This window comes from Enterobacter genomosp. S, from assembly GCF_001631805.1.
GTDB classification, from domain to species: Bacteria; Pseudomonadota; Gammaproteobacteria; order Enterobacterales; family Enterobacteriaceae; genus Enterobacter; species Enterobacter quasihormaechei.
On the sequence record NZ_LVVA01000019.1, the window covers coordinates 302,645 to 326,998 of the forward strand.

Sequence of the window (24,354 nt, forward strand, 5' to 3'; positions counted from 1 at the left end):
TTAAAAGCGTAAAGTCGCATCAAACGAGACGGAGAGATTGCTTTCGCGTTTGCCGTCGTAAGGGCGTTTATCCCAGTTCAGCATCACCCCGGTATCCACGACGTTATTCCACTGAATGCGTTGCCCGTAACCCAGCAGGGTAATGGCGCCAGGTGACTGATTTTTCTGCCAGTATCTGCCGCCGCCGGCGACAATCTGCTGGCTCCAGAGGGTGTCGTAGTGGCGGTACATCTCATGGTCAACGGACAGGGCGGCCGTGACGGACAGATCCCGCGCCGGGTTGTAATAAAGCGTATCCCGCAGGCTGTTTTTACTGGCGGCGATCCCCGGTTCGAGATCCAGCGTCAGGGACGGGGTCTGCCAGAGGCGCTCTTTCCCCGTGAGGACATATTCCTGACGGCGGTTATGGTCTGAGAAGCGGCTGACGGCGGCGCTAAGCTGATACTCCCGGCGCTCGTTTTGATACCAGCGCACTCCGCCTTCGCCACGGTTCGCGCTTATGCCATTGCGTAGCGCCCGTAAGGGCGTGGTGCGGGACGACCGTTCGAGGCTACCGCTGATCTGCCAGCTGTCACTGAGGCTGTAAGTCGTTGAGAGCCGGGCACCCGGCTTGTTTTCGCCGTGATAGCGGTTGCTGGAAATCTCGGCTTCGAGCGTCAGGTCACGGGGCCGCCACTCAACGCCGCCCAACAGGTGGCGGCTGATGCCTTTGCCTTCGTCAAAATTGCCCTGTGCATAGCGGGCGCCGGCAAACAGCCGCCAGCTATCCGCCACGGGCGGGCCATAGAGCGTGGCGTCCCAGCTCATGTCGTGGGTACCGCTGACGGGGTTATCTGAGTGCAATCCTTTACCCGCGTTCAGACGCAGTTCAGACATATGGTGGACCGCTCTGAGCCGGTCCAGGCGGCGGGCGCTGCGATCGGTGGGCGCGCGAGACAGCACGTCCTCAGCCAGTAAATCCAGCTGTCGCCACTCCTGAAGGTCCATTGCGACGTAAGCCTGCTGTTTTTCAAGCTCCAGATTCGACGGTTCAAGCGCCTCTGCTTGCTTAAGCTTTTGCTCGGCCGCGCGCGGCAGGCCCCGCGCCTGAAGCAGGGCGGCATAATCAATCTGTAACCCCTGATTGCCCGGTGCCGTTGACGCCAGACGATGCGCCAGCTTTTCGGCCTCCGGCAGGGCGTTGGTCGCCAGCAAATAGTTAAATTTGAGTGACTGCCCGGTAAGCCACCGATCGTTTGGCTGGGCGGTGGGGGACCCGAAATCGTAGCGGGTCCAGGGAACGCTGCGGGTCTCGCGATCAACGTAGCGGCGGGCGGCCTGATACTGCCCCGTATCCAGCCAGGCGTAGAAAAGCGCATGTTCCTCGTCCTGCGGATCGGAGGCGTATTGTGGATAGCGTTGCACAAGCGAGAAGGCGGCGACGGCGTTTTTCTCCTGCAAATATGCAGAGATCACCCAGCCGATGGCCCACTCCGGCACCGGATGCTGTGCGGCTGTCAGCGCCTGATATTCGCTAATGACCTGCCGGTAATCACCCTGCGCATACAGCGCACCAAGCCGATCGATACGGGCAAGGACGATGTCTTCAGCTGCCTGCGGGTCGTTTTGCCAGCGGGAAAGCAGGGCCTGGTAACGATCTAATGCGCTTTGTGCCAGCCGCAGGCGCTCTTTCTCCGTTCTGCCCGGCACATCCGCCAGGCGTACCCGTTCAGCCGCGGCGTTACGCTCAAGGCGGCGGCGCTCCGCAGGAGAGAGCGCCGCGTTTTGTGACAGCCAGAGTGCAGGCGTGCTTACCCGGTTATCCGTTAGCGCATCGATCGTCTCGCGAAGAAGGGCCTCATTCCCTGGCGCGGCGCTCAGCGCCCGCATGTCCGCCAGCAGCCGATCCCTGTTTTTTCCCTGGCGCATCCAGACATAGGAGAGCGTCTCAAGGTGCGCGGAAGAAGGCTTTTCCTTTACCAATTGCCGGGCTTCCGATAGCGCGAGGCGATCCATGCGGGCATCGGCCAGGGTCTTCACATAGCCGATGCGGTAATCGTCGTTATCCGGCGCAAGGCTGCGCGCCTCTTTCCACAGCGACAGGGCAGATGGCCAGGCCTTTTGGTTTCTCCTGGATTGCGCGACAGCAGCGATGGCGCGAGCGGGCAGCGGCATATAGATGCCATAACGCTGCCAGACCTGGATAACCTCATCATCGCGCCCTGCCCAGGAGGCAACCTGTAACCAGTCCGCAACCTGTTCGGGCGTTAAAGCATGTTGTTGCTCATAGCGCTGTAGATAATCAAGAAACTGAGCGTAATTACCGTTACGTGCCTGTTGAATCTGATGCGCATAAGCGGATTCATCAGCCTGAACCAGAACAGGAAAGAGTAAAGGCAGGAGTAATAATATTGTGGTGCGATAAAAGAATAACGTAGTGAAGCGAAGCGATCTTTCCATATCTATTTGCCATTTGTTTATCATGAATCCATTGCATAACACGGCCGCCTTTTAACTCAGCGTTAAAGGCCATAAAGGAGAACATTAAATCTGAATGGTGCTACGTTACGGGATACTTACTTAAAGGTAATTATGAGCCCTCATCTTGGTGATTCAGTTGGGGGTAATGTACACCCGATGTGTTGGGGGATAAATAAGTTGAAAAGCGGGAGGGGTGTTTTGAGATAATTCTGGAGGATGACGGTTTTTTAGATAAATTAATTCGCGATGTATGTTTTTAACTTATTGATAGTATTGGTTTTTTATTCGGTTGTTTTTCTTTTTTTTATATTCGAAATGAAGTTCTGCTGAGTTAATTAAAGTACTTTCCGGTACGTGTTTGGGAAGTTTCATGACAAAAATTCTTAATGTTCAGGGAAGTGACTTTTCTGAAATTCTTTTTTATTTATAATTAACGTCAGCCATTGAGTGATAGTCTACGAAAAGTCTAGCTCACCAATGTGCATATTGAGGGATGATCAAAGCCAGAAAACATTTGCCGTTAATGTAAAGCGCTATAAGCGAAAGCGTTCTTCTTTCTTAAGAGGCGGGCTTGCTTTAATCTAAAAGGGATGGTTAGTGGCGACTTCAATTGTGTTAGTGACTCAGGATTGTTTCCTTGTCAGGGGGATGCGGCTATTTTTCCCGGATATAATTTGCCTCAGTTCGATTGACAGAAACATATTTGATACCGGTGCAGATGAATATACTGTACTGATTGATAGCCGTACGCCGCTCCGTTTATATGATTACCTGATACGCCATCCGGCCAGAACGAGAAAAACGATCTGCTGCGTTATGCTGGATATGCACCCTCGAGAGGAGGATCTTCTCAGTATGAAGCTGTTTATGAACACGTCGCTTACGGCGCCGGATATGGCGTCGTTATTCAATCTGGTGCTCGATATGAAAGGCAGGCGTCTGACAACCAAATGGCTGCTTAACTTACGCCTGAGTCGACACGAAGCGGTAATGATCCGGTTGCTGAAGGCAGGGAGGTCAATGGAAGAGATTGCAGATAAGCTGAATATGTCGGTCAAAAGCCTCTATCGCAAGCGAACAGTGCTGTCGGAGCGGTTAGGGGCGGGGAACTTCAACGAGGCGTGTTTGTTCATCTTCAAAAACAAACTGCTGGACGCGGTTGGGAACGATCCCTAGCTCAGTCAGAAGCCAAAAGCACAAACCCGCCACGAGGGCGGGTTCTTTTAATGGACATAATTCAGAACGACCAGCGCAGATTGGCGTTAACCGAGTTGACGCGGGTATCCGCACCATATTGTCCCTGATAACCCACATCCAGCGTCGCAGCACGCGACAGCTGTACGCTCACGCCGATATCACCCACCATTACGTCCTCATCGACGGCCTGTCCCTGAGTAATGAACGCGTCGCTGCCCGCAAACGCCATGCGCGAAGAGGTATTCTTATCGCCATAAGCGTGCTGCCAGCCCAGCGAACCGTAGAGGTTAACGTTTTTCGGCAGCTCGGTCACACCGCGTACCCCGAGTGTGGAATAGAAGGTGTTCATCGTTTCGTTACGTACGCTCAGCGCAGCGGCACCGCCGTCTTCCCTGAAGCTGTCGGTATGCAGCCGGATGTACGATAAATTGACGAACGGCTCAATATTCATATCAGGCTGGCCGAAACGGTAGCCCGCTTCGGTGAACGCCAGCAGCGAGTTGGCGTCGTAATCCGACTTCAGCCGATCCGAGAAGCCGCTGAAATCAACATTGCGCTCGCCTTCGATCTTGTGCCAGGTGTAACCCAGCGCGCCGCGAAGGGAGAACGCATCCTGTTGACCCGCCGCATACAGGCCAAGATGGTAGTTGTCGGTATCCGCTGAGGAACGACGGCTGTCGACGTCGTAATCACCCCGGCTGTAGCCGAAATAGCCACCGACACGCACGTTATGATCCGCCAGCTTGCGATCTGCCCCCAGCAGGAAGCCGGTGGTGTTGCCGTCCAGCTTGCCCACATTGCCGTCGCCGCTGTTTTTACTCCATGAGCTGAAGGTCTGGCCCCAGACGCCATTATTTTGCGGCTCCGGTTGCTGCACCAGCGACATCGCTAACGGCGGTATCAGCAGGCTGTCGTTATCAAACGCGCGCTGCATACGCTGGTTTAACACGTTAAAAACCTGCGTGCTGCTGGCGATCAGGTTGGACTGCATTGACGGATAAACTTCGCCAGACAGCTGGTTGAACGCCTCGCGCGCTTCCGGTGCGTTGAGCAGCAGCAGCGAGTTATACAGCGCCAGCGACGGTCCGCTTTGCGTCAGCGTGGAGAGCGCGCCGGCGGTATTCCACTGGTTGCTGCTTTTGGCTACGGTCTGGAAAATCCCCGGCTTGCCGCTGCCCGGGTTTTCACCGCCAGGATCCTCACCGCCAGGGTTTTCCCCTCCTGGATTCTCACCTCCCGGATTTTCGCCTCCGGGGTTTTCTCCTCCCGGATTCTCACCTCCCGGGTTTTCGCCTCCAGGATTCTCGCCGCCGGTCTCTTTCTGCGCGATGGTCAGATCCACGGCGTTGGTGCCTTGCTTGAGCGCCACGTCCAGGAAGGCGGATTTGGAAATCGCTCCGGCGAACTCACCGTCAATCCCTCCCTCGGAGGTTAAAATGCGGTAGCTTTGGCCCGTTTTATAGCTGGTTTGCGGGTCCAGCGCGGTGACCTGTACCTTAGCCTGATCGCTGATGGTGGTTTTGCCCGATACCAGCAGTTGGTCGCTGCTGCCATCTCCCGCGATATCTACGTCATAGAAGGATTCGCCGATAAAGTTCAGATAGCGTTTCAGCGTCAACGTACCGATAGTGCCGTCACCGGGCGAGATATGCCCGCCGGACAAGATCTCGGTCTGGCCCAGCGTGCCGTTGCCGCCCAGCGTGCCGCCGGCCTTGATTGACGCGGCGCTGCTGTAACCCGCCCCGTTGCTGACGTCTGAACCCGCCGTCGCGTTGAGGATCAGCGTGCCGCCGTTCTCTGCGCTAAGCGTCTGAATATCAAAAATATCGTCTTCTGGCTGGGTGTTAATATTGCTGGCAATGATGACTTTACCGCCCCGCGCGGTTACGTTCGCCTTGAGTCCGGAAAGATCGCCGTTCAGCGTCGTCTGCCCGGAGGTGTTGATCACCTCACCTTCGCCGCTCATCTTGTTGCTGAAGATGTAATTTGCGTCGGTATGGTTGAAGTAGACATAGCTGCCGAACAGTCCGCCACGCAGGCTGATTGCCGTCTTCGCATCGAGGCTACCTGCGCCGCCCGCCGTGCCAAGCGTTGGCTCAGTTAAACCCGTGCCGGTGTCCATATTGCCGCGGCTGCCGATGATGAGCGCTCCCCGGTTCGAGCCGGAACCCGATGTCCCCACGATCAGCGCATTGCTACCTGCGGAAAATGAACCGCCGTCAAGCACCGACAGCACGCCATTGCCATAATCGCCCACGCTCACGCTGCTGCCGCTGGTAAAGCGCGAGTCTTTGCCCGCAATAACCAGCTCGGCCGTTTTACCTGCTCCGGAGACGCCCGCCACCTGCACGCCGCCCACGTTAACCGCCCCGCCGTTCAGCACGTCCAGGTCGCCATAAAGCGTCAACGTACGGCCAACGTTCCACTGTGAACCGCTCCCCGTGACGGTGGCTTTCGGGCTTAGCGTGTCGGTTTCACCCGGCCCGGTACCGTTGCCGATGCGTGCATCGTAGGCGGTGCTGAGCGCCGCGCCGTCCTCAATCGCCAGCGTGGAGCGTGCGCCCAGATCTGTGCCTACGCTAAGAAAATTACTGGTCACACGAGAGCCGGCACCCGTGGCGACAAGGTGGCTGTCGTAGCCGCGGGTGGTGCCGACAACGATCTCCTTTGCGCTCGCCAGCGCGCCTTCTTCGACCCGCAGGGTGCCGAGGCCAAGATTCAGGTCGCCGCGCAGGACGTACCGATCGTTCACCGCGTTAAGCTCAGCGTTTGGCCCGCGGACCGTGACCACGCTTTCATAAATTTGGCCGTCGAACAGCCGACCGACATTGATGTTATAGGCGGTGATTTTGCCATTATCAATCAGCAGGTTTCCGCGTTGGTTACGTCCAACATAAACATCTCCGGTGTAACCCAGCGTTTCGGTAATACGCGAGTCGCCATCAAAAATGGCATCGGCCGCATGCGCGACATCGGCAGGTAAAAGCAGTAGCAGCGGTGCGGAAAAAAGAGCGAGGTAAAGTCTGGAAAGCGGCGTCTTAACCGCTAAAGAATGCGATGTAGAGTTATTCACGGGCTATCTCCGTACTCATTAGCGTGATGTCAGGAAAATCGTTTTTATATGAAAACTCAGATACGTCGAATAATGTAAAAGGCGTTATTTATGTACGCCTTTTGATGTGGCGTTAATTATTTATGTGTGACAACAGGTGTACAGGTTGGCGCGCTCAGCGTCGGTGCGGATCCTAAAATTCCCGGCATCATCATTGATGAACAATCAAAAATGCGCCCTTTTTCCGTCGTAGCGCGATAAGTCAGTTTTTGTCCTCCCAGTGCGTCCGGCTGGGCGCCGTTAACGTTGGTCACGGTTATTTCATCTGATGAGCCCAGCCCCAGCATTTTAGCGGTCTCTGCCTGTAGAAGTGGAATAGCCTGATCGGTTTTCAACGTGGAACAACCCGCCAGCATCAACGTAACGGTTATAACGATTAGTGGCTTTTTCATAAATTATCCTTGATATCCAATCAGTTAATTTTGCTGATTGTATTTATGTTTTCTTTTACCTAAACCAGCGAATAATATATTTCTCTTTCCTAATCGAAAAAACCCTCCTAAAGTAGGGTAGGTAGAAAATAATTCATCCGTACTTTAAGATATGCGAAGGTAAAAGGAGGATCCTTTGGGACAGAATTATGCGTTAGTCGTTGATGACCATCCATTGGTAGCAAGCGGCATCGCCAATTTTCTGACTACACATTGCCAATTTAAGCAGGCGTGTGTGGTGACGAATGAGGATGATTGCTACCGTCAAATTAGGGACCATGGCCCGCCACGTTTGCTGGTAATCGATTTTTGGCTCTCGTCCGGTACGGCCTTGAAATTACTCAAAGAAGTAAAAGAACTTTACCCCCAGGTTCGACTCCTGGTGGTCAGCGGGGATGACAATAATGATATCTGGCGGAAAGTTCATGCTGCCGGGGGGCACGGATTTGTATTGAAAAGCGAGCCGCCAGAAATGTTCTCACGGGCCGTTTTTGCCCTCACTGATAATCAGAACTGGTTTCCTGAGGGTAACGAAATTTCCGTTAAGTCGAATAATGAGCGGTTAAGTAAATTTAACTTAACGCCGCGACAAATTGACGTATTAAATATGATTATGCGCGGCCTGCCAAATAAACGCATCGCCGCCCAGCTTTCAATTTCTGAACCCACGGTCAAAGAACACATCAGCAATATTTTGAAAAAGATAGGCGTGAACAGTCGGGTCGAAGCCATCACGCTTCTGCATGGCAAGCAGGAACCGTCGGAATGAGGTTTTTCCAGAGCTTACAAAACGAGGGTATCTCTGCTCCGGCGCAGATCCGTTTGCTAAACAACACGTTTCTGCGGCTGGTATTCAGCTTTAGCGCGGTACCCTTTGTTGGCATTCCTTTCGCCATCTGGATTTATATGCTTGGGGACAAACTCGGCCCAACGATTATCTGGATAATCATTTATCTGCTATGTGCCGTGGCGATACGAATATTGCACCGACGCTATCAGCGCGAAGCGAAAGAAAACGGTGAAGGGGACGTCCTGCGACGCTGGCTTCCGCGTATCAATAATATTGCCTTTATTCACGGGCTGGGTATTTCATCACTCTATTTAATTACGCCACAGACGCAGAACTTTGACTTTTTCCTGTTACTTAATATCAGCATCGCCGCTATCGTCGCCGCCAATGCGACGCATCTGACGCCGGTCATCAGCACCTTTACGCGCTTTTTCTTCGCCTCATGGGGGGTGCTGAACCTCGGTATTATCTGGCGGCTCGATGAGTTGATGTTCATCGTGCTCATGCTGAATCTGCTTTACGGCTTCGCGATTTACCGCCATGCGTTAACGTCACATGCGTTCTTTATTCAGCAAGCGCTGCTTGAGGAAAAAAGTTCGCGCCTGGCGGAACAGTTTCGTCAGGCCAAAGAGGACGCGGAACAGGCATTGCTGGATAAAAATCAGTTTCTGACAACCGCCAGCCACGATCTGCGCCAGCCCGTGCACGCTATGGGCTTTCTGATCGAAGCCATCCTCCACCGAAACCGGGACGACAGCCTGACGCCGCAACTGCTTGACCTACAGCAGAGCGTTCGCTCGGTACATTTGATGCTCAATTCTCTGCTCGATCTCAGCAAAATAGAATCCGGGAATGTACTTTCTGCCCCCGGCAAAGTGGATATCGGCGCTCTGCTCGACTCGGTCATCACGCTGTTTCGCGAAGAGGCCAACAGCCGCGCGCTTAGGCTGGGCACCCGGCGACCTAAACGCCGCATCTACGTGATGGGCGATCCGCTGCTGGTGCGACAGTCCCTGATTAACCTGATTCAAAATGCCCTTCGCTACACGCTCCAGGGCGGCGTGCTGGTCGCCATCCGACCGCGCGGTGACGAGTGTATGGTGGAGGTGTGGGACACGGGGGTCGGTATCGCCGATGATGAGAAAGGTAAAATCTTCTCACCTTACTACCGTCCCGAGCTGGCATGGAAGATCGATAGCGCCGGGCACGGGCTGGGGCTGGCCGTCGTTGCCCGGTGTGCCAGGCTGATGAAGGTGAAATACGGGATGCAATCCATTGAAGGTAAAGGCTCACGCTTCTGGATGCGCTTCACCCAATACGCTGGCGAAGATAACGCGCCAGATATCCCGCCCGCCTCTGACAACACCACTACGCCGGTACGCTATGCGCCACTGAACGGTTCCTGCCTGGTCGTCGATGACGATCCGCTGGTGACGTCTGCCTGGGAGAGCCTGATGAGCGTCTGGGGAATCAAAGTACGCAGTGCGGCCTCCGCTGAAGAAGCGTTTGCCATCATCGACGACGGCTTTACGCCGTTCGCTGTGCTGTGCGACCAGCGCCTGCGATCCGGCGAAAGCGGCTTTGATATCCTGAAAGCGCTTTTTGAACGTCTGCCGGACATGAGCGGCGCGATAGTCAGCGGCGAATTTAATTCACCGGTTCTGTTGGAGGCAGAGCAGGAAGGGTACCTGGTACTCCGCAAGCCTCTTGAGCCGGCTAAGCTACATGCGCTGCTTACGCAGTGGTCAGGATGTCGTAAGGGAATGCAGAAGGGTTGATTCTGGCGGGCTTAGAATGCAAAAACGGACCTCCGTGGAGGTCCGTTAATATGAATTTGGTGCCCGGACTCGGGAATATTCAGTTGATTGCTGAACTGATTTTCACATTAAAACTATGACTGGCTAAAATTCAGGAGCTGAGAGTTGACCCCTTTTTCTGTCTGTAGATTAAGGTGCGCTAGTTAAACAGGCACTGATTCACTATGTTGGATTGTGAATAATTGAGGTGGCTGAGTCTCCTGGCATTAGTGGGATATGAGTCTACGCATTGTCTGATGAAGCGCGGGAGCTTTACTTGTGTGTGAGATAGGGGCTATCGTCGATAGTGTATGACTGAATCATTCAATAAAAAGCATGTGAATTCTTAAGTTTGCATACAGTTATTCTATATTCTGTTAGTGCTCTATTTGTTGTGCTTATATAATGGTCGCCTTCGCTTTAATGAGTCTGTAATATTATTTTTCTCAACGTTTTATAAGGATATAATGAGGGGGCAGGTTTATTGAATGGTCACTATTGAATGGAAAAAAGGAAAAAGATATGATTTTCAGACTTGTAATTGCATTGGCTCTCGCGGGGGGATTGTCAGGGTGTAAGGTTTCTTCAATTGATGCAAAGAAAAATGAAAAAAGAACTATTCCAGTAGTCACAACCTCACAATTAACAGAACAGGATGTCTTTGGTAATGAGGCCACGCTGAATATCTCTGAAGAAGACATTCAGGATGCGCTTGGTGGTGAGCAAATCGTCGTTCCTGTGCATTCATCTGTCATTCTGGTCCAGTCGGGAAATCAGGCTCCGGAAGCTGTCATGCAACAGGAAATGAGTAAATATTATACTGTATCAACATTTCCCGGTATACCGGCTAAGAAGAACGTAGCATTTTGCAACAAAGAAGCTGTTGATACAGAAAATATGAATTATATGCAGGCTCTTCGTTATATTGCAGCGAAAGGGAAACAGAGGGCGATTTTAGTTTATTGGGGGAGGCTGGAAACAGGAAGATTCGATCCTGTAACTAAGGGCGTTTTGTGGTCGGAATATAAGAATGAAAAACTCACGCGAGGAGATACTATATACCGCTATCTGTTACGGTTTGCTGTGGTGGATGTCGCTACCGGGGAATGGGCAACTTATTCCCCGACAAACTATGAGTATAGCAAGCAAGTATCATTTACAGATTCTAATGGAATTACCGAACAACAGCTTATTCAGCTCAAAGCAAAAACATATGAGCGGGTAGTTGCGGATTTTGTGAATAGATTCAAATAGTCATGCTTTATGCCTGTTTTTACCGTCTGCCGCCGATGATTTGTGGCGGCAGACGTTTATATAAGAAATTTCTCTCTTCCGGGTTATCTTTTTTCCCTGACCAGAAACCATGCCATAGGGGGGGCCGTCAGGGCACGCATCAGTGCCGGGTGCGGGAATAAATCCCCTTGCTGTAATGCCAGGTTCCCGGTATCAGACGTTTTTGCCTTTCCAGGTATAGTTCTTTGGTAAAATGATGCTGCTGATGACTCATAAACAACCTCATCCAGTGGGATACTGGCAAAAAGCACCAGTAAGGCCAGTAGGGTAACTCCCGGCCTTTCATCAGCCGGATTTGCTCGATTTTAGCTACTGCTTCCGAATGTTTTTTACAAAAGCTGTCTGATATGCAGAAGAAATTAATGATCGGAGTAGTCATGCGCTTTGGCTCCACTTAAAACATCCGCTCGCTCCACAGGCTGTATGCGCTGGTACCTGCAATACAGTGATCCCAGCTAATACTTTCATAAATAAACGAAACGGATTCCTCGGGTTGGGCATCGTTCTCATTAATAGCATGCGCTACATCCAGCTGAATATCGATGATTCGGGCATTTGTCAGCTTTATTTTGTAGTACAATTCATTGACTCCTGCGCGACTGGTTCGGAATAAGTTAATCTCGCAAGACAAGACTTCGTTCTCACTGATGGCTTTATTTAGTAAAGGTGAAGACTTATCGACAGGTTTTCTTATTGTCAGCATCTGGTGATTAACGTTTTGCTGGCGGGAAATACCGTGCGTCAGTTCCTGAACCATAATTTGATCTTTGTGAGCGGTTTGCGCTTTATTGCCAATTGAATCCTGAGAGCAGCAGCCGGCAGAAATCAGGCCTTGCATTTGTCCGTTCAGTGTTAAATAGGTAAGGTTAGCCATAAAATATCTCCGTAATAATTATTTTTGATTGCTGTTTGTTTCTGTTTTAATGCTTTCTTGCAGTAACAGCCAGCGGCTTAATAGGCCATCTATTCGTTCTCGAATTTCTTTTTCCTGTACGCTGGTATCCTGCCCCTGAATCTTTGATGCCTCATATTGCGTGAGCAAGTATTCTACGGGAACGTCCTGATTCAGCGCTCTTTCAGCTTGATAAATTACCGTCTTGATATAGGAAAGTGTGAACCCTTCTTTGTTCTGTTCCCGTTTCACTAGCAGTTCTGCGAACGTCCGTAAATCCTGTCTTGTTTGCTCCCATCCTTTCATTTTGGGGCTGCCATCAGCATGGGCCTTCAGCGCACTATTCCACTGCGTTGTGGTCTGCTGCTGTAGCAGACTTTCGGGCCACTGGCTGTCTGCGACACGAGTCATCCTGACTCCGCTTTCCAGAGGATGGAGAGGAGATATGCTGAGTAAAGGCTTAAGCCGTTGTTCATAGTCGCTTAGTTGTGGTGATGCAAGCCAGATAGCGGCGGCACCCAGTGCTGTGTCACGCACCTGCGCTATCTGTTGCTGTAGTGGGCGAACCTGCCACCACCAGAGAAGAAGGGCTACCATCCCGGCTAACATTATACCGGCAATAAATCCACGTAGCTGAAAACCGGCTTTCTTTGTGGGTAGTGCGTTCACACCCCGGTTTTCAGGTACCGTAATCCGGATTTCGGACAGTTCCGGTATTTCCGGCAGAGGTGATAATGTGGCTTCGGATGTTAGCGCCTGCGGTGTATCCGGCGTATAAAACAGCGTCCTTACTCTGGATTGTGCGGCAACGTTGCCTGACCGATTTACCTCCTGCTGTTTGCGGCTGTTTTGCATAAACCACAGCAGGTTTTCCATACGCGGCAGGCGTTTCAGTTCAGCCTTTTGCTGGAGTGCGTCGCAGATGACCTGCAATGCCCGCTCGGCACGGTATAACAATGGCAGGTCAGCAGTGGAGAACGTTAATTGCTGTCGCAGAACAGTGCTGGTTCGCGCATTGAACCAGTCGAGCATTTCTGTTCGTGCCTGAGGATTCAGCGGCCAGAATTTATCCCACTCACGGCTGATGAGTGCCGCCAGCAACTCTGTACCCTCGCAGAACCCTGCCAGTCCGTGAAGACGGGTGCGTGCCAGCGTGTAGTAGGTGGCGGAATGCAGATCCACACCGCTTTTTTTGAAAATTGCCAGCGCCAGCGATTCAACCCGCTTCCAGTCCATCACTGGCCGGGAAGGATGGCTGGCCTTATTGATCTCTTCTCGGATGGCGCTGAACTCCGGCAAACCACGGGGATCTTCGCCTGTGATGATAATCTCGCTGAGTTCATTATTACTCATCATCATGTCCTTATGTACCCGGCAATCCTCTGCCGGGTATCTCTTAGTAAAGTGTATCGGGGAGCCTGAACTGGCTGAACAATCCGCCAGTAAACGGGTTATCTTCCGTGTCCACATGTACCCTGTAGATCATGTAGCCACCGTCAACGTTAAAGCGCAGATCGAAGGTATTCTCCTTCACATTGGTTAACTGGCCCGCCTCCAGCAATCGGAATTGCGCCCATGGACCGCTGAAAGTAACGCTGCGTGGTGCTTTGCTGCTGGCGGCACTGACCAGTGTCAATTTGCTTTCATTACCTTCACGCATGGAATTTGGCCATACCAGGTGAGCGGTATAATTCCGACCCTGACTGTAGTCGACCAGTTGCCCGTCAAGATTCAGCACGCTCCGGCGTTTGTTTGCAGACAGTTCCACGGTTTCAATGGCAAACTGAGTTCCCAGCCCGTTCTGCTGGCTGAAAAAGGTGCTGCGGATCTTCTGTGCAGTGTTCAGTTGTTGCTGGATATCTTCACGGATCAGTACATTACCGTCCTCACCCCACGTCAGTTCGTTTTCAATGAACAGCTTCAGTTTTTCTTGATAAAAGTTATCAAGCAGGCCATCAGGCCGGAAGAACCGCTCGAAGGCGTCCAGGGATGCATCCTGAGGTGAATGCGGATTGAAAGGATATTTATCGCCAAGCTGAGTGTTAAAGGGTTTAACTATGGTGTTATTCCATTCCAGCTCCATGTGATGTACCGCTTCCACCATGACGACGTGCCATGCCTGGTCTGCCAGTACGCCAACCCATCGGTTAAGCGGTACTGGTAACGTTTTGGCCATTTGTCGCGTGGCGAAGATAGGATCGCTGTTGTTCTGATCGAGCCTGAGCTGTACGGCTTTCAGCGCTGATTTACCTGGTACGGGTGAGTTCTGGATCGCCAGCAGGTAACGGTGCAGTTCTGTAAGTTGCTGATAAACGGTCTGCAACAGACTGGTTTTATCTTTGTATTCGGTCAGCACGCTGTTTTCCGGAGCAAATTCACGCCCCAGGCGTATCAGCAACTGATAGTCAAGTTCTGCCTGAGCGGCTTCACGTGCTTTATCGTCCAGTCTGGCGGAAAGGGTGGCGGGTTGGGTGTTATCCCGCAGCGTATTCAACGCCCTCTGGAAAGGCTGGTCGCCGCTAATAACTTGCTCCAGCGCATCGGTGAGTTCTGGTAGTGCCTCATAATGGCGAACGTTAAGGTTATCCATTCCGGCACGCCAGGTGGCAGTATAGTCACTGACATACTGTTCAGTGATATGCCGCTGGATTTCTCTACGATCGGCTTCACTGTATGTGACATTACGGGTCAGGTTCAGCACCCATGAATCCATCGCCGTCAGTTTCACCAGTTCATCGCGCTGTTTTACAAAGTAACTTTGCAGGCCATAGCGGGTGAGAAACTGTGGGACGATCAGCTTACTGTCATCCCCAGCGACAAAAACTTTATCGAAACTTGGGCCGATCTGATCCCGCAGGTTCAAGTCAGAGGGCAGTACGCTGAATGCTCTGGTGCGCAGACTTTGATAAACTCGCTGATAAATAGGGAGTTTACTCAGTTCCTGTTGTGCTGCCGTAACACGTTTTTTATAGGGAACATATCGGCTGATGGCATCACTGTCACCCTGCTCACGCTTTGCGTGCCAGTCAGTATGCGACAGTGCATAATCCAGATGCCCCATTAATTGCGCCTGAATATCGCGCTGCCCGTGGAATTTCTCACTCCAGCGCTTCGCCATAAACTGTTTCACGACTGCATTATTACGCCCGCTTTTATCATCCAGCATTCGTATGACGCGCAGTACCGCCAGCTTTTCTTCAGATGATGGCGGCGCGTTATTCATCTCTTTAATCAGGCCATTAAACAGCGCGGGAAGATAGCGCTGTTCCAGTAACTGAAGGTAGGTCTGCTCCACATACGGGCCGATATAAGTTCCCTGGTACAGCCCCAGATCGGTGAGAACGTTATGTTCGCGATAATCCCCGTAAGCGAGAGTGGCGTCGCGGACGGGATTAAGCAATGGCAGTTGCAGATTGCCGTATTCGTCAATTCCCTGCGGTGGAGGAACGCTCATAAAGGATTCTGCCTGCGCAAGGACCTTAATGCCGGACTGCCAGTTTTTATTGTAGTAGTGATGCCAGCCGCCAATGAGCAGCGCGATGAGCGACGCACTGCATGCTGAAAATACCAGTAACCTGCGCCGGGAGTTCCCCAGCCAGAGACTATTTTCACCGGCGAGATTTGGCTCTGCCAGCAGGGCAGACGGAAAAAGCGTTCGTGTGAAATAGGGAACAGTTTCCACCATAGGCCATGTGGCCCGCGAACTGTTTTCAAGCCGATACTGATGTGCTGCGGACTGAGTAAAGAGATCGTCCACCTGACCGCGTTGCAAAGATGATGTGAGATAGACACCGCGCAGCATCACATCCATATTTTCGCCGTCTAGCAGGCCGTCCAGTAAGGCACCCAGCGGATTATCGACCCCCTGCATCTGGCGGCTAAAGCTGAATAATGCGCTTCTACATGGCGTACCCGCCTGAGTTAGCATTAAATCGGGGAGGGCCAAATTAAGTCGCGACCCCCACTCCTGCCAGAAAGCGCGGAGTTCGGCGCGCCAGCTGCTATCTGCATGCGCATTTCGGGTGAAGGTTACACCCAGAATACTGTCCCGGCTCTTTTTATCCAGTGACTGAAATAAAGAGGCGAAACCATGCAGCAGATCCAGTTTTGTCAGTACTACATACACTGGCAACTGGCAATGCAGTTGCAGACGAATTTCCTGCAAATTCTGACGTAGCGATTGTAACAATTGTTCGCGACGGGATTTTGTCGCAGTCAACAGATCGGGCAGATCCAGCGTCAGGATCAGGCCGTTCAGCGGCTGGCGCATTCGGTTATTGACCAGCCATCCCAGCCAGTGCTCCCGCAGGCGGCGGCAGAGCACATCATTGCCGCCTTTATCCGAATCTATGAGTGAACCATCCACGTCAAAGATAACCGCCTGTTTGCCCACGCGGGGGGTGATCCGTACCGGGTATTCCGCTGTGCCTCGCGTATTAACCGGCTCGTAAATCACATCGGAAGGGAAGCCCTCACGCAACAACGATGTCTTTCCGCTTTCGACGGGGCCTAAGACCATATACCACGGCAGGTGCCAGAGGAAGCGGCGGGTGTCCAGATGACGATGCAGGCGCAGCAGCCAGCGGTCAAGATAACGCTGCTGCTGATGGATCTCCACGCTGACTGGATCCTGTTCTTCTTTGCGCTGTTGCTTTTGCTGTGTCTCCAGTTGTTGCAGGCGTTTCATTACCCGCAAGATGATCCAGCCCAGGGTAATGAGGCCCCATACAGCCGTTGCCAGCCAGCGACTGGTGAGAGGCTCTAGCCAGTGTTGTTCATACAAAGTCCATGCCGGGCCTTTCCACCAGATCCATACCAGCAATACTATCCAGGCAATAGCTGCAAGCCATATGACGGAGACTTTAAACCGAGGCATTGCCGGTCTGAGAGTGGACTTCATTCCACTGAGAAACCGGGAAGTGGGTAATCTGAACACAAAAAACTCCTGTATAATTTTACTGTTCTGCCGTGAACTTTTCTTCGAGTTGTTCCAGCAACGCGGGTTCCCACTCGGACAGCGTTGTCTGAAGTCCCGTTTTAAACAACGTCCGGTAGTGTTGCTGTGCAAGCTGCACCATTCCCGCCTTTTCCATTAACTGCGCGCCGAGATACAGCCGGAGGAAACGATCGCGGGGCTCGCCTGCTGGCAGGTCTTCGAGGCACTGGAGTGCGGCTTCGAGCCCTTGTTCATGGAATCGTTGCCAGACGTCGGGCGAACTGTCCGACTGGATTAACTGACGTGCGGGCTGAACGCCTTCTCCCTGCTTTAGCCAGCGAAGCGTCTGCTCAGAAATGAAAGGTGAATGGTCGCTGAACAGCATTGAACGCAGTTGAGGTAGTCGCGCCAGAAAGGTGTTTATTTCGTCCCTGATGGCGTTTGCTATCTGGCTGTAACCGAGACGTGCGGCAATTTGTGCGGAAAGAGCATGTCCTTCAAACCAGTACGGGGCCAGAATCAGGCTCTGTTCCACCTGTTTTAATAGCGCAATATCCGCGTTGTTTGCGCGGTTCTGGTAGTCCGCCATGATATCGGCGGAGAATGCCGCCAGAGGCGTGCGACCATCGCTTTCAGCCAGCGGCGCGCTGGTGATGCTTTGCCACAGGGCATGGCGGCGCAGGCGGTAACCCGCTGGGCTGTCCGGCTGACGGTCACATAAAATGCTGGCAACATTCATCAACGTATCACGCCATGCTTTATCGTCGTGACTGTCAATATTGACAACCGGCGCAGCGTTTATCGTCCGGGATTGGGTGGAATTACTGACCCCCTGCATCAGTGAATCCTGAGAGGGTATGGATTCGGGAGCAGCAATTGGCGGGGTAATATCACGGAATGCTTGCTGGTACAGGTAGGACAGGTTGTCCGTTGCCGTAGCCAGCTCGGGGAGATTATTTTCGTGCCAGAGTTGAGCAAGATGCGCCAGCTCTCCGGACAGCGAATTATTCATTGTACTGTCAGCCTGTTTCGCAACGCTGTTGATGCCGGGTTCAAAACGTTTAATTATCTGCGTGGCGAAGCGTTTTTTATGCGCCAGATTTTGTGGCCATGCCGTAGCCCAATAGCTGGATACGTAATGTACCAGCAGCGTTATTGCCAGCAGGTGCTCCCCCGCGTGTTGCAGGGTTCTGAGAAGATGGGCCATCAGACGAAAATCTTTACTGCGGGTTGCCAGTAGCTCCAGCCCCTGTTGCTGAAGAGCCGCAATATCAACCTGGCCGTGCGCCAACGATCCCAGTCTGGCGATCTCTGTATCGATGTATTCCCACTGTGGGTCATCATCGCACAGGCCTTCCGCCAGCTTTTCTTGCGGCAGCGGAGCCAGAAGTGCTGCCAGCCAGGTTTCCGGGTTATGCAAATCCATTTTGACGTGCTCCTTATTATTATCCAGCCCAGTGGCAGGCTTCCCGCAATGGGGCAATGGTCTGCGCCAGCCCGCTGATATTAAAGGTCAGTTTTCCGGTGACGCTTTCGGTTCCCATATCGACAGTCAGCTTACTGGCACCGAAAAGCCACTTGATCTCGTCGATGCCGGGCAATCCCCGACTGGCTTCTAACAGCATTCCGTTTTCACGAATGAACCAGTGTGAACGGAGCTGAGCAGTATCCGTACTGAGCGTCACAGGTAGGTCGTTTTTTTTAAGTGAATGCGTCAGCGCGACCTGCATCCTGGTGATGTTATCCACGCAACTGAACATCAGCACCGGGCGTGGAGGTATGTTACCCAGCGCTGGAGTGGTAATAATGACCATAGGATTTTCACCCTCCATGCGGGTCATCATTAGCGATGTTGAGTTATCCGCCCGCTGCTTTTCCTGCTCAAAGGCGCGTTTCCACGCTTCACCTTCATAACGGGCTTTGACCAGCGCCCCTTCAAAGCCGGACGTTTGCGGCGTCAGAATGCGGTCGTAACAGTCAAGCCTTTCCAGCGCAGCGGGTTCACGACGACAGGTGCCCATGGAGGAAAGCGTACTTTGCGCATCCGGTACATCACTGGCATGCGCAGATGATGCCAACAACAGCATAAATAACAGCCTGTTCAGCGGAATACTCATACGGCATCTTCATCCTTCATGAAGGTGCTATCCGGAGCATCTCTGACATCTGCAACAAATACGCCATCCTTCGCATTGAGCGTGATGTGTGTAATGGTTATGTTTGCCGCCATTTTCTGTAGCAACAGCAGAGAGAGCGGAGGCAACATTTCACCATCGATGATCGACTCCAGCATGCGGGCTCCGTTTTCAGCGCGGGTGATGCGGCTCATAATTTCGTTCGTCACTTCCGGTTCAATGACAACTTCTGCATCAAAGCGTGAGCGTAGTACTCTCTCCAGACGGCCAAGTTTTCCGGCGATAATGGTGGCCAGCGTTTCTCGCGTCAGTGGAAGATAAGGAACGACCTCCATTCGTGCCAGCAGCGCCGGTTTGAAAAAGTCCGCCAGCACCGGATACAGGGCTTCGTGCATGCTTTCCGGATCATTAGCGTGTTCGACAATAACCTGATAGCCAAGGTTGGAGGTCAGGAAGAACACAATGTTTTTGCAGTCAATAATCCGGCCTTCACCATCGGCCAATTCCCCCTTGTCGAATGCCTGATAAAACAGATTGAGTACATCTGGATGGGCTTTTTCTACCTCATCCAGCAACACGACAGAGTACGGTTTCTGACGGATAGCTTCGGTCAGTACACCACCCTCGCCATAGCCGATATAGCCCGGCGGTGAGCCAATCAGACGCGAAACGGTGTGTTTCTCCTGAAACTCCGACATATTGATGGTGGTGAGATACTGACGCCCTCCATAGAGAAGCTCTGCCAGTTGCAACACGGTCTCGGTTTTGCCAACGCCGCTGGGGCCTGCCAGCAGAAACGCGCCGAGTGGTCGTCCGGGTCGACGTAAGTCCGCCCGTGCGGTCAGCAGATGTTTATGCAAATGCTTAATGGCCAGTTCCTGTCCTTTAATCGTGTCACCCAACCAGTAAGGCAGATCGGCGATGACGGATATTTCATTCTGCGACAGACGGTTGAGGGGAACGCCTGTCCATTCGGCAATAACGGAGGCAATCTGTTTTTTGTCCACATGAGGTGAGACCAGCAGCTGTGTATGGTGCAGAGCATCCAGCTCATCGCTTAGGGCGATAAGGCGTTCTACTGGAGATGTTGAAACCGCGTCATTTTTTTCGCCCTCATTGGCATTTGCCTGAGTTTCCGGCTGTACATCGTTGTAATCCGCTACTGCAACTTTCGTCAGCAGCGCCTGACGCAGAGCGATAATTTCCTGTACCAGCGTTTGTTGCTGACGCCATGCGTCTTCAAGCGCCAGAAGTTCTGCCTGTGCCGTTTCGTACTGCGTATGGACCTCATCTATTCGCGCGCTGTCCGTACGCAGGCCGATACGAATCTCCCGCTCGAGCTGGCGAATTTCCGCTTCATATTGGTGGCATAGTGTCGTCAGCGCCGAGATTTGCTTCGGTGGTGAAGAGAGGTTAATCGCCACGCGGGCACAGGCGGTATCCAGTACGTCTATGGCCTTATCCGGCAACTGGCGTCCGGAAAGATAACGCTCACTCAAGGTTGCTACCGCCTGTAGTGCGTCATCATCAATGAGTACACCGTGCGACTGCTCATACACCGTCGCCAGGCCGCGCAAAATGATGGTAGCTTCTGTCGCCGTCGGCTCACTGACCTTTACAAGCTGAAAACGCCGGGACAGCGCAGCGTCTTTTTCAAAGTATTTTTTGTATTCGCTCCAGGTGGTGGCCGCGATGGTTTTCAGTTCGCCGCGAGCCAGAGCGGGTTTAAGCAGATTGGAAATATCCAGCCCGCCTTGCTGGTTACCTGCACCTATCAGCGTATGGGCTTCATCAATAAACAGGATGATGGGTTTTGGGGACTGTAGAACCTCTGCCATTAACCCTTTAAAGCGTTTTTCGAATTCCCCTTTTACCGATGCGCCTGCCTGCAATGCACCGAGATCCAGCGTCATGATTTCGCAGTGGCGCAGCTTTTCCGGTACCTGGCCGGCAACGATGCGTAACGCCAGTCCTTCAATCAGCGCGCTTTTGCCAACGCCTGCTTCACCTACGACTACAGGGTTATTCTTGCGACGGCGACAAAGAATATCGAGCATCAGGTCAATTTCATTATCACGGCACAGTACGGGATCGAGTCTGCCGTTACGGGCGTCTTCGGTCATGTTCTTCGTATAGCGTGCAAGCCCGCTGTCAGTTAAATTTGCTTCGCTGGTAGGTGAGAAACCTGCATCGCGCAGCGCTATCGATTCTGCTGATTCACTGGTCCACTGCGTAAAATTCTGTCTCAAATGGTCGCGATTAATATTGGTTAACAGGCGGGCAGCCGTCGCCGGTATGTAGCGCAAAGGAGAATGAAGCAGGGCGAGCAGAAGAGTACCGCCCCGCAGCTCTGTCTCTTGCATGTCAGCAGAGGCCAGCAGCCAGCTCTCCTTCAGCCATTCGACTAACATGGGAGAAAACGCCGGGTAGCTGTCGGATGTACGTGTCTGAGGCCAGTTTTCAGCCGTCAACGCTTTGCGAAGCTCATCATGGTTTATACCGGCGCGTTCTGTTATGACCCGCAGGTCGCTACGTGGGGTGCCCAGCATTTGCAGCAGTACGTGGCTGGTGGTGATTTCAGACGCCTGCTGGTTCATGCACTCCAGCGCAGCCGCTTCCAGCGCCTGTTTTGAAAAGGCATTCAGTCTTTTTACCAGCGTGGACAAATCAATCTGGATCATGGGATATCCTTATCGGAGTAACTTATTTAACTGTTGCAGGATGTCCTGCGTCTGGGCGTCAAGGCGCAGTAGATAAAAGAGATAAAAAAGCACCAGGACGGCTAGCCCGCCAAAAAATACGTGTTTGATGGTCAGACGCTGGTTCAGTCTGTAGAGTCCGCCTTGATGTTTTTTGTCCTGATGCAGCAACGGGAATGGTGCCTCGCCACGCATTGGGTGCAGGACATGGTGCAGACGCCGGTAAACCTGCTCAAATTCGTCCTGATTTGAGGCCGCAACCTTGTAACGACCACGAAAACCTAATGAAAAGCACAGGTAAAGAAACTCAAGCAGATCCTGATAGCGCTTTGGCTCACGAATCAGGCGTTCCAACAGGATAAATATCTTCTCTCCGCCCCAGGTTTCATTATGGAAATGCACTAACAGCGATTGTTTGATCCATTCGTTCTTGTTCGACCAGCCATTGCCCAGCGCTGCTTCGTCAATAAACGTACATAGGATGTAACGAAACGAGACGATAACGCCGGGCTCGTACCCCTGTTCCTGAAGTGACTGCTCAACCGCCTGTATATCGGCGACGACCTGAGTGAACAGATGTTCCGGCATCGTCTGGCTGTGCATATTTTGCAGGCGCATTACCATCCCCAGCAGTGGTGTAGCGGCGTCGACCATCGGATTTAGGCTATTGCCACGTAGCGACAGGCGATACTGACGACCAGAACTGTCCATCTCGTTTTCCAGCGAAGTAAGGGATAAATCGCTCATGGCTTATCCTCTGACCGCCCAGAGCTGGAGATCTAAATCCGGGAACTGTCCGGAAATATGTAATGCGAAAGCACCGGCTTTTATAACGTCCTGCCAGGCTGGCGTTGCTTTATCCAGTTCAAAGTAAACGTAACCCTCATGGTAGGGTAACTGGCGAGGGGCTGCTGTCAGTGAACGAAGAGGAATCCCCGGAACCTGTACGCTAACGACATTACGAATGTGGGAGGATGATGAAACTTTTGACTGCTGAATAAACTGAACCCGCAGTTTGTCATGTGGTATCCGGGCCCTAACGGCAAGAATAAACGTGGCGGTCTGTAGCAATGAAGGATCGTTGACCGTAGCCATCCAAATACCATCGTTGAACCTCAGAGGCAGGTTCTGTGCGCGCGGCGTCAGTACCGTATTCAGCGCCCGGCGTAGTTCTGGGATCACTGTTTTGAATGTGGTCGTTAAATCACGGTGATTGTAAACCTCCAGCGGACAAGGCTGGCGGCTGGAATCTGTAAATGTCATTAGTTCGCCCAGTAACATCGCCAGATCGAGGTAAACCGTTTCCGGATGCAGAGTGTGGAGATACGAACGATGGGTGAAACGCATCCGGCTGCGGTTGAGCAGTTGTAACATCATAAATTCGGCAATATCGGCGATACCGCTCTGGTCTGGAGAACCGATACGTTTTGCCAGATCGTCGGCGCGATTACTGATAAGTCCCTGGAACTCACCGATGACGTTCTGTAGCACCGGGCTGACGCGAATAGCCTGACAGGTAGGAATAAAATGAGAATCAACATCCAGTTCACCATTCGCCAGCCTTTCACGGATTCGGCACAACGGTAGTACTGTATATGCGCTCAGATCCTCTGCTCCACTCATGATTCTGGGAGCAAGCTGAGCCAGCTCAAGCTGTCGCGATTCACCACCATCGGTATGCAAATCGCGTACGTCTGCGCGGTTCAGGCGATAGCGTCCTTGTGTTTGCCCTGAACTATAGTGGCCTTCAATTTCATTAATCACATCACTGATAACGGGAAGCGCCAGGAAAATGTCATGGCTTCCCGGACGGGACAGATCGCCAGGCTGGTATGGCTGAGGCAGATAATCCTGTTCCGGAAGACTGAATACTGTGCCATCAGCCATACAGCCTTCGGCTCTGTCGAGGGCGATCTTGCCCTGGGCCAGGAGTTCAGTGTTAATCGACAGTTCGGTAAACCCCCATGCAAATTCAACCTGCGCGTTTAGTCGATGCGTGAGCACATAGTCGTTATAACGTTGCTGCTGCTGAAAATGCTGGGGCTGGACAAACGTCCCTTCCTGCCAGACCACTTTATTTTTCATTGTCGACATAATCAGTAATCCTCCTTCTTTATCTCAATATTGCTCTGGCGTACGTGTACCAGCATGCGGTAACGGTGGCCGGTACTCTCTACCGCTTCGAGTTGCTTCCATTCAGTTGTCTGATCGCTTGAAAAATAGGCGACGATTCCAATAAACTGCGTTTTTTCATCCAGTTGTATTGGTTGCAGCGTTTTAATGGCGTCTGGCAACAATGTGAAATCCTGATGGTCGATATAGTTTTTTCCCAACACATCAGGAAGTGGTGAAGTGGCGACCAGATCGTAATCGGCAGCCTGTAACTTCGAATCGTCGCTCATATAAATCAACTGGAGATCTATCGGCGTCGCTTCACCGCTACCGTTGAGATTGGTGTCCGGCTCAGTTAACAGCGTTATTGTTAGCTCTGAAGGTTGGGCAGCCAGACTGCCGACCTGGATTCCTGGATCGGTGATGACTTTTCCGATTTTCTTCGTCATTTCACAACCCGTTATCGCCCCGAACAGTAACGACATAGCGGCGTAAAACACT

Annotated in this window: 17 protein-coding genes; 4 read left to right on the forward strand and 13 right to left on the reverse strand. The window is 52.3% G+C overall.

Going from position 1 to position 24,354, the window contains the following annotated elements; all coding sequences use genetic code 11:
- The gene (pgaA, locus tag A3466_RS14935; protein WP_063451198.1) at nt 1-2,439 is read right to left on the reverse strand and encodes a poly-beta-1,6 N-acetyl-D-glucosamine export porin PgaA; all 2,439 of its coding nucleotides are present in this window, start codon (nt 2,437-2,439) and stop codon (nt 1-3) included.
- A gap of 669 nt (nt 2,440-3,108) precedes the next feature.
- Between pgaA and A3466_RS14940 the strand changes: the two genes are divergently transcribed.
- Nucleotides 3,109-3,636, forward strand: coding sequence for a helix-turn-helix transcriptional regulator (locus A3466_RS14940; RefSeq protein ID WP_063451244.1), 528 nt, complete (start codon nt 3,109-3,111; stop codon nt 3,634-3,636).
- Between the two features lie 61 nt (nt 3,637-3,697).
- Here the strand turns inward: A3466_RS14940 and A3466_RS14945 are convergent, their stop codons facing one another.
- Nucleotides 3,698-6,730, reverse strand: coding sequence for an autotransporter outer membrane beta-barrel domain-containing protein (locus tag A3466_RS14945; RefSeq protein ID WP_063451199.1), 3,033 nt, complete (start codon nt 6,728-6,730; stop codon nt 3,698-3,700).
- Nucleotides 6,731-6,846: 116 nt separating this feature from the next.
- Complete coding sequence (locus tag A3466_RS14950; RefSeq protein WP_063451200.1) at nt 6,847-7,161, reverse strand: lipoprotein; 315 nt, start codon at nt 7,159-7,161, stop codon at nt 6,847-6,849.
- A 175-nt stretch (nt 7,162-7,336) separates the two neighbouring features.
- Between A3466_RS14950 and A3466_RS14955 the strand changes: the two genes are divergently transcribed.
- The 3 genes from A3466_RS14955 (at nt 7,337) to A3466_RS14965 (ending at nt 11,040) form a co-directional block, all read left to right on the forward strand.
- Nucleotides 7,337-7,969 carry a response regulator transcription factor gene (locus tag A3466_RS14955; protein ID WP_063451201.1) on the forward strand — a complete coding sequence of 211 codons (633 nt, stop codon included), beginning with the start codon at nt 7,337-7,339 and terminating at the stop codon, nt 7,967-7,969.
- Nucleotides 7,966-9,768 (forward strand): hybrid sensor histidine kinase/response regulator, encoded by a 1,803-nt coding sequence (locus tag A3466_RS14960; RefSeq protein WP_063451202.1) that lies wholly within the window; start codon nt 7,966-7,968, stop codon nt 9,766-9,768. The genes A3466_RS14955 and A3466_RS14960 overlap by 4 nt, the downstream gene beginning before the upstream one ends.
- Nucleotides 9,769-10,308: 540 nt before the next feature.
- Nucleotides 10,309-11,040: a hypothetical protein gene (locus A3466_RS14965; RefSeq protein ID WP_063451203.1), complete on the forward strand. Its 732-nt coding sequence runs from the start codon at nt 10,309-10,311 to the stop codon at nt 11,038-11,040.
- A gap of 139 nt (nt 11,041-11,179) precedes the next feature.
- On the opposite strand, the gene A3466_RS23370 is transcribed toward A3466_RS14965, so the two are convergent.
- From A3466_RS23370 to tssJ, 10 genes are read right to left on the reverse strand one after another with little or no spacing between them, the layout of a single operon-like run.
- Nucleotides 11,180-11,458, reverse strand: coding sequence for a hypothetical protein (locus tag A3466_RS23370; RefSeq protein ID WP_131797718.1), 279 nt, complete (start codon nt 11,456-11,458; stop codon nt 11,180-11,182).
- A 15-nt stretch (nt 11,459-11,473) separates the two neighbouring features.
- Entirely contained in the window at nt 11,474-11,953 is a 480-nt protein-coding gene (locus A3466_RS14970) for an Hcp family type VI secretion system effector (protein ID WP_063451204.1), read from the reverse strand.
- An 18-nt stretch (nt 11,954-11,971) separates the two neighbouring features.
- Entirely contained in the window at nt 11,972-13,324 is a 1,353-nt protein-coding gene (locus A3466_RS14975; protein ID WP_063451205.1) for a VasL domain-containing protein, read from the reverse strand.
- A 43-nt stretch (nt 13,325-13,367) separates the two neighbouring features.
- Nucleotides 13,368-16,907 carry a type VI secretion system membrane subunit TssM gene (tssM, locus tag A3466_RS14980; RefSeq protein ID WP_063451206.1) on the reverse strand — a complete coding sequence of 1,180 codons (3,540 nt, stop codon included), beginning with the start codon at nt 16,905-16,907 and terminating at the stop codon, nt 13,368-13,370.
- A 19-nt stretch (nt 16,908-16,926) separates the two neighbouring features.
- Entirely contained in the window at nt 16,927-18,333 is a 1,407-nt protein-coding gene (gene tssA, locus A3466_RS14985; protein WP_063451207.1) for a type VI secretion system protein TssA, read from the reverse strand.
- Nucleotides 18,334-18,352: 19 nt separating this feature from the next.
- The gene (vasI, locus tag A3466_RS14990) at nt 18,353-18,994 is read right to left on the reverse strand and encodes a type VI secretion system-associated protein VasI (RefSeq protein ID WP_063451245.1); all 642 of its coding nucleotides are present in this window, start codon (nt 18,992-18,994) and stop codon (nt 18,353-18,355) included.
- A 26-nt stretch (nt 18,995-19,020) separates the two neighbouring features.
- Nucleotides 19,021-21,723 (reverse strand): type VI secretion system ATPase TssH, encoded by a 2,703-nt coding sequence (tssH, locus tag A3466_RS14995; protein ID WP_063451208.1) that lies wholly within the window; start codon nt 21,721-21,723, stop codon nt 19,021-19,023.
- 9 nt (nt 21,724-21,732) lie between these two features.
- Entirely contained in the window at nt 21,733-22,488 is a 756-nt protein-coding gene (gene icmH, locus A3466_RS15000) for a type IVB secretion system protein IcmH/DotU (protein ID WP_063451209.1), read from the reverse strand.
- A 3-nt stretch (nt 22,489-22,491) separates the two neighbouring features.
- Complete coding sequence (gene tssK / locus A3466_RS15005) at nt 22,492-23,835, reverse strand: type VI secretion system baseplate subunit TssK (protein WP_063451210.1); 1,344 nt, start codon at nt 23,833-23,835, stop codon at nt 22,492-22,494.
- Nucleotides 23,836-23,837: 2 nt separating this feature from the next.
- Nucleotides 23,838-24,338, reverse strand: a complete 501-nt coding sequence (gene tssJ / locus A3466_RS15010) for a type VI secretion system lipoprotein TssJ (protein ID WP_432416608.1) — start codon at nt 24,336-24,338, stop codon at nt 23,838-23,840.
- Nucleotides 24,339-24,354 lie beyond the last annotated feature (16 nt).